The organism is Compostibacter hankyongensis (assembly GCF_039541075.1).
In the GTDB taxonomy this organism is placed as follows: Bacteria; Bacteroidota; Bacteroidia; order Chitinophagales; family Chitinophagaceae; genus Compostibacter; species Compostibacter hankyongensis.
This window is the reverse complement of record NZ_BAABFN010000005.1, coordinates 462,233-468,524: the sequence shown is the minus strand read 5'-3', so window position 1 is coordinate 468,524 and position 6,292 is coordinate 462,233. Positions and strand designations below refer to the sequence as shown.

The following is a 6,292-nucleotide window of genomic DNA, read 5'->3' as shown; positions in this document are numbered from 1 at the left end:
GTGCTGCTGGTGGTGCTGAGCGGTTACCTGAACCGCAAAAAGGGCGTGCAGCCGGAGCACGGGCTGTCGGTGTCGTTCCGGGGGATGCGGGATGCGTTGGTGAAGGGTTTGATCATCCACACGCCGCTGATCGTGCTGGCGGTGACCGGTGTGATCACGACGCAGCAGGCGGCTTACCCGGCTGCGCTGCTGACCTTCGGTGTGGGGCTGTGGTACCTGAAAAGGGCCGATGAAAAGATACCGTTCTACCGATCGGATATCTTCTATGCCGCCCTGCTCACCGCTGCCATGACCTGGATCATGTATTATTTTGCATAAACAATATTGTCCGGGCGCTGTACCGCGACGGCTGTATTTGTCCCGCTTCAAGCCCAAGGAAGCCCGGAATTATCTGAGCTCGATCATCGACGGATAACCGGCATCGTCCACCTCAAATTCATCCGGTTTGTTTTCATATAATTCCCTGCAGGTCGTCGTTACCTTATCGGTATCGATGTTCCATAGCCTGGCCATATCTCCGACGGAAATGCGCTGTCCGCTTTTCTCCGGCTCATAGAGATATAGCATGATCTTTTCTGCCAGAACGGGATCGGTATAAGGGTTGTTAGCGGCCATGGTATTTACAATTGATAACGGAAGAAAAAAGGGTTATGCTTAAAGGTATTCAAAAATTTTCAATCTCCTCCACCACCTGATCTATCCAGTCCCTGTCCCTTTTCAGAAAAATCTCCGGTGGTATGCCCAAACTTTCATATCTGAAGTAATGATGCGGATCTTTCATATCGGTGATGTACACCAGGAATTTTCCGTCCGGTAATTTTTCTGTTTTTCCGTAATTGCTGCCGTAGGCAATGGTTCCCCTGGTGGTCTGCCCGAAAGTAGTAACATTCGAAAGCTTTTTCATGCTGAGCGCGAATCTTTCTCCCTCGCTCATAGTCCCGTTGTTTATTAAAACGTATATCTTCTTCTTTTTTGAAAGCGTTTTGAACAGCTTCCGGTATTTTTCAGAAGCTTTAATTCCACCGCCCGTATTATTTCTCAAGTCCACAATAATATGAGGGGCCGTTAGCGAATCTTTGATGCGGTTGTAAAATGTCTCAGATATTTTCAGCGCAGAAGGCGACGCAGAAAAGCTACCTATTCGTATGTACTGGATATCTGGAGTAAGAGCATGGAATTGGAAGGTGGGAGTGTTTTTTCCGATGTTGGCATAGCCGGATTCGCCGGGGTTTTTGGTATAAATGGCCTCAGTTATCGAAGCGTAGAAATAGGAATTGATGAGCGACTGATCTCTGTATTTTTCGTTACTATAAAGCGTTAATATTTTCCATACGGGATGAGCATATACCGCTCTGAAATAGCCCGGCATATATTCGTACAGCCAGGCCGCTATCTGGCCTTTTTGCCAGCCGGGCAGGGTAGTGGACAGAACAACGCCCTGGTACGCGCCTTTTAAGTGAGTTTGAAAAAGGCCTATTTTTAAATAATGGCCATAGTGATAAATTCCTTCGACGGAATCTTTGGGGACTTTCTTTAGGACAAGCTCGAGGGAATCCAGATTGATTTGTGTTTTAGGATACTCCAGGAATATTTTGCTTGTCCTGTATTTTCTGATGGCAGCGCTGTCTTGGAATTGCGTCCTGGTAAGAAAATAGCCAGGGATCCGATAGAATCCGAGATGATTATCCCGGAAAGGAAAAAATAACCGGACAAGATTAAGAAAAGCGTCGTACTCAGTGACCATGCCTGCCGTATCCTGTTTCAGTTGCTCATACAGTTTTTGATAGTCCCGGCGTTTCTTTCCTTTGATCTGGTCTTTATAAGAAGGTGTCTTTGTTAAGAGGGTATACAGCTTATCCAGGTCTGCCTGATAGCTTTTATAGGTTTGCGCATATGTTCTAAGCGGGGAGATGAGAAAGAATATAGCAATAACAAGTTTTGCCACTGAAATTAAATTAGAGGATGGTAGCGTTGCAAGTCGTTCTAAATGTACAAAACTTCCCCTTATTCCTTATTCTTTTAAGGTTTTCCTGAAAGCTTTTAATGTCCTTGCACAAATGTTTGCGAAAATCGGGTGGAATGAATACAAAAAGGGCCGGCTAAGCAATAGCCGGTCCTTTTCATTTAAAATGGGGAATTTTTTTCACAGGGATCTCAGCAGCTTGATTACTTCGTCCCGGCCTTTACCTGTTTTTTTCTGGATTTTCCCGATCAGCTCGTCCTCTTTTCCTTCTTCATACATCAGGTCGTCTTCTGTAAGATCGGCGTAGCTCTGCTTTAGCTTGCCTTTGAGCTCATTCCAGTGTCCTTTAATTTCCAACTTGTCCATAAAAAGTAGTTTAGGGTAAATTAATTTTTACCAAAGTGTCCCAATTACTATGCCGTGTATTTATTTTACAGGTCGGATGATAGCAGCAGCCATTTTACCCCCTCTGCGCAGGGCCATCAAAGACTTGTCGTATTTGACCGCTAAGATTGTCGCATTTATACTGCAATAGTGCGCTCTTTTTACTGAGATTTGTATCGTAACAAACCCAATTTTGAAGCAATTTTTTAAAGCACACAATACAAAAAGGAGGTGAAATAATATGAGAAAAATAATCGTCTTATCCATGATCACATTAGATGGAGTAATGCAAGCCCCCGGCGGACCTGAGGAAGATACATCAGGAGGTTTCAACTATGGCGGCTGGGTTGCGCCTTATGCTGACGAAATCTTTGGCAAGGTCCTGGCGAAGCAGCTGAAACCTGCGGATTATCTTTTGGGCAGAAAAACATTTGAGATTTTTGCCTCCTACTGGCCTGAGCATGCAGACTTTTGGCCGGGCATCAATGACGGTACAAAATACGTCATGTCCACGACCATGAAAACGTCAGACTGGAAGAACTCGGTTTTCCTCGAAAGCCTGGCCGATATCGAAAAGCTCAAAAGTTCAGAAGGCGCTGATCTTCAGGTTCACGGCAGCGGTGAGCTCATTCAGCTGTTGCTTAAGCATGATTTGGTGGATGAACTCTGGCTCAAAATTTACCCGTTGACGCTTGGGAAAGGAAAAAAATTGTTTGATAATGGTATGATTCCGGCGGCATTTACAGTCACTGAGAGTGTGGTTACCCCCAGCGGAGTGATTATCGCCAATTACAAGCGATCCGGAGAAGTCCGGACAGGTACTGTCGGAGCTTGAAGTGTCGAATCCAATCGTCCTTTTTATTTCGAGGGATCAATTCTTACCGAATCTATTAGCTTTCCCTGAAGGTCAAACATATCTATTTGTAAATGGTCCCTTTCGACCTTGGCTTTTATTATAGCGCTATTAGAATTGACGAGTACAGGAAAGTTACTTGGTCCTTGTTTCGGCATTTTTTTTACATGCCGGTGTAGATGGGCTGCAAGCATAATCTGAGCGCCGGCGTCATTAAGCAAGGGTATAAACTTTTCCGCTACTTCCGTTTCTCCATGCCAGCCGCCAAAAGGCGGAATATGACCAATTACCACTTTATAGGGTGCCTGCACATAATCGGGATCCTTAAGCGCTTTTTCTAACCAGGCAGCCTCCCGGGTCCTGTAGTTGTCAAAAGAGGTTATGTTGCTATATTCAATATCAGAATCAGGCTTATCTTCTCCTGTATCCAATATTATAAAACACACAGGCCCGCTGCGTAGCAGATAATAAAGATGCCCTGTTTGGGTAGGGAAATATTTGGGGAATTCACTTGCAAACTCTCCCCTTGTTTCATGATTTCCCCTGGCATAATACATGGGGATATGATCTGCAAAAATGCTGTCGGCAGTGTCCATGAACGAACTGAATAGCTGGTCCTCGCTCCTGGAATTATTTACCATGTCGCCATTGAAGAACACCATATCTGTATTGTTCCAGTCAACCTGATTTAACAGCGTTTTGATCACTTCGTTTCGCTGATGCATATCGTTGATAACAGCAAAACTTAAATGATCTGTAGTCTTAATATTAGTCTTAAATACGGGAAGCTTTGCCATAAAGGCCCTGGCAGCTGCTACGCTGCCGTATCTGACTTCGAATCCCTCATGGCTTAGCACTTCCTGAGAATAAATTCTATAGCGATAGCGGGTGTCCGGCCTTAGTCCATCAATTCTCACATTATGAAGCTCGCCGGTGTTTTTAAGTCCATTTTCAGCTGCAAAATATTTTTTGTGTTCCTTTGCGTAAAAATGGGTGCTGTCATCAGCCGCTAATTCTACCCAGCTTATTGCATTTCTATTGGTAGTCCAAATGATATTTACTCCTGTGGTTCCCATTGCCTGTAGGTAGGGGCCGTGTGTTATCTTAAATGTTTCCTGGCAAAATGCCGAGACCGGTACCACAAAACAAATCCAGATAAATACAGTAATTTTTTTCATTCAGTCTGTTTTCTTTAAATACTTACATACAAAAGCAAAGTGTTTACAAATTACACCGTTTTAAACTAATAAAGATTGGTAATATAGGGTGCTTTTGGGTTCGAAGGGAGCATGTCAAATTATTAGAATCCGGGGTTTTGGACTAATAGCGGATTCCGCTGCAGTTCGTCGAACGGTATGGGTATAAAGTACATCTTATCATCCCAATGCCGTTTTTGTACGTCGATGACCTTATAAGAATAATCATGGTAAGTGCTGCGGTCTGCACGGTCTGTTCCTTTCACTGTTATTTCAATGCCTTTTGCATCTTCATTCATTACTTTAGGCGCAATCATCCAACGGCGGATGTCAAAAAATCTGTGATCTTCAAAGGCCAATTCAATGCGGCGTTCATTTCTGCACTCATCTCTGAGTTCTATTCCGGAGAGGGATGAGGTGAACTCCGGCATGCCGGCTCTTTTTCTTATTTGATTTAAGGCGCTCCTCGCATCCTGATCTTGTCCCAGTGCGATACAGGCTTCCGCATAGTTCAGTAAGATTTCGGCATATCTGAAGAATGGCCATGGGATTTCCTGGTTGATCGCCAAATGATCATTGCTAATGTCGAGAAATTTACGCAAATAATAATTGGGGTAGCTTCCGTTCCAATTCTCGATGGGTCCGTTTCTTGTATCAATGCCGGGTAAAGTACTTCCGTCGGGTAAGGTAATGGTCTTAAATGCCTGAATGATACCTACCGGGTCGTAAACCTGTCCATCCGGATATCTTTTTTTCCAATGGGCGCCGTCGTAGAAGATAGTAGCATAAAATCTGGGGTCGCGGTTTTCATAAGGATGGGCTGCATGCTCCGGATTGCTCCAGCTGAATTTGGTCCCGTCCCTCATTTCGTAGGCATCTACCATTTGCTGGATCGGAGAGTTTTCGCCATAACCATGATATCCATTGGGATTAAACCAGGTGCCTACTGCCGGGGCTCCGTTGTTTATACTGGCAAATCTGTTCAATATGATCTCGGAATTGGTTTTGGTTAAGAAAATGTCACCATAATTTGCAGCGATGGAATCACCGGGGTTAGGATCGGCGGCATATAACTGATAAACACCCATGTCTATTACCGCCTTAGCGGCGTCTCTGGCGGCTTTCCATCTGTCCTGCCTGTCGCCCGATGACCCGTTCATATATCCTGTTTCCGGCATATGGCTCGGATTAATATTATAAAGGTCGCTCGCGGCGAAAAGTAATACGCGCGATTTCAAAGCAAGTGCAGCTCCTTTGGTGGCCCGCCCAAGATTATCGGCGGCATAAACTACCGGCAACAAGGCCGCTGCAGAATCTGCATCTTTAACAATAAAATCAACTGTTTCCTCGAACGTATTCCGGGCAATGGCTGTGCTGTCGTTAAGCCCATAGACCTTGGAAATCAAAGGTACCCCTCCACATCCCTTCATTAAATTCTGATAATAGTAGGCCCGCAGGAAATAGGCTTCCCCTCTCATTCTGTTTATAGTGGGTGTGTTAGCCAGGGGAGAAGTGGCGGATTCTTCTAAGAAGATATTGCATTGCCGGATATAAGAATAAAGGTTTCCCCATACCAGATAATTGAATCTCGATCCGCCTAAAATATCCAAGTTGGAAGAAGTTATTGTCGACTGAACGATGGCGGTGGCGCCATTGGTCCACATGGCCTCATCTCCCAATACGCTTAGGCCGCTGGTCGAATTAAACTCGCCAAATCCCATTCCCCGGTATATGTCGTTAATTGTCGCCTGCATAAGTGATGAATCCTGCCATATCGATGCGGTGGTGATTTGGTTGAGCGGTTCTACATCAAGAATTTTATTACAGCTTGACGCGGTAATTATGCTGGCTACGATCCAAATGCTGTATATATAATTAAGATACCTTTTCATGGCA

The 6,292-nt window shown here is 44.7% G+C and carries 7 protein-coding genes; 2 read left to right on the top strand and 5 right to left on the bottom strand.

All coding sequences use genetic code 11. The features are described 5' to 3' along the window. Window positions 1–318: hypothetical protein (locus tag ABD851_RS12470; protein WP_344979740.1), on the top strand; the 318-nt coding region annotated here is incomplete at its 5' end. A 69-nt stretch (window positions 319–387) separates the two neighbouring features. On the opposite strand, the gene ABD851_RS12465 is transcribed toward ABD851_RS12470, so the two are convergent. The 3 genes from ABD851_RS12465 to ABD851_RS12455 form a co-directional block, all read right to left on the bottom strand. Continuing rightward, the gene (locus ABD851_RS12465; RefSeq protein ID WP_344979738.1) at window positions 388–615 is read right to left on the bottom strand and encodes a hypothetical protein; all 228 of its coding nucleotides are present in this window, start codon (window positions 613–615) and stop codon (window positions 388–390) included. A gap of 49 nt (window positions 616–664) precedes the next feature. Then, the gene (locus ABD851_RS12460; RefSeq protein WP_344979737.1) at window positions 665–1,945 is read right to left on the bottom strand and encodes a S41 family peptidase; all 1,281 of its coding nucleotides are present in this window, start codon (window positions 1,943–1,945) and stop codon (window positions 665–667) included. 198 nt (window positions 1,946–2,143) lie between these two features. After that, the gene (locus tag ABD851_RS12455; RefSeq protein WP_344979735.1) at window positions 2,144–2,329 is read right to left on the bottom strand and encodes a CsbD family protein; all 186 of its coding nucleotides are present in this window, start codon (window positions 2,327–2,329) and stop codon (window positions 2,144–2,146) included. Between the two features lie 259 nt (window positions 2,330–2,588). On the opposite strand from ABD851_RS12455, the gene ABD851_RS12450 reads away from it, so the two are divergent. Next, window positions 2,589–3,182, top strand: a complete 594-nt coding sequence (locus tag ABD851_RS12450; protein WP_344979733.1) for a dihydrofolate reductase family protein — start codon at window positions 2,589–2,591, stop codon at window positions 3,180–3,182. A 23-nt stretch (window positions 3,183–3,205) separates the two neighbouring features. Here the strand turns inward: ABD851_RS12450 and ABD851_RS12445 are convergent, their stop codons facing one another. Continuing rightward, window positions 3,206–4,378 carry a purple acid phosphatase family protein gene (locus tag ABD851_RS12445; protein WP_344979731.1) on the bottom strand — a complete coding sequence of 391 codons (1,173 nt, stop codon included), beginning with the start codon at window positions 4,376–4,378 and terminating at the stop codon, window positions 3,206–3,208. A 122-nt stretch (window positions 4,379–4,500) separates the two neighbouring features. Continuing rightward, the gene (locus ABD851_RS12440; RefSeq protein ID WP_344979729.1) at window positions 4,501–6,288 is read right to left on the bottom strand and encodes a RagB/SusD family nutrient uptake outer membrane protein; all 1,788 of its coding nucleotides are present in this window, start codon (window positions 6,286–6,288) and stop codon (window positions 4,501–4,503) included. Window positions 6,289–6,292 lie beyond the last annotated feature (4 nt).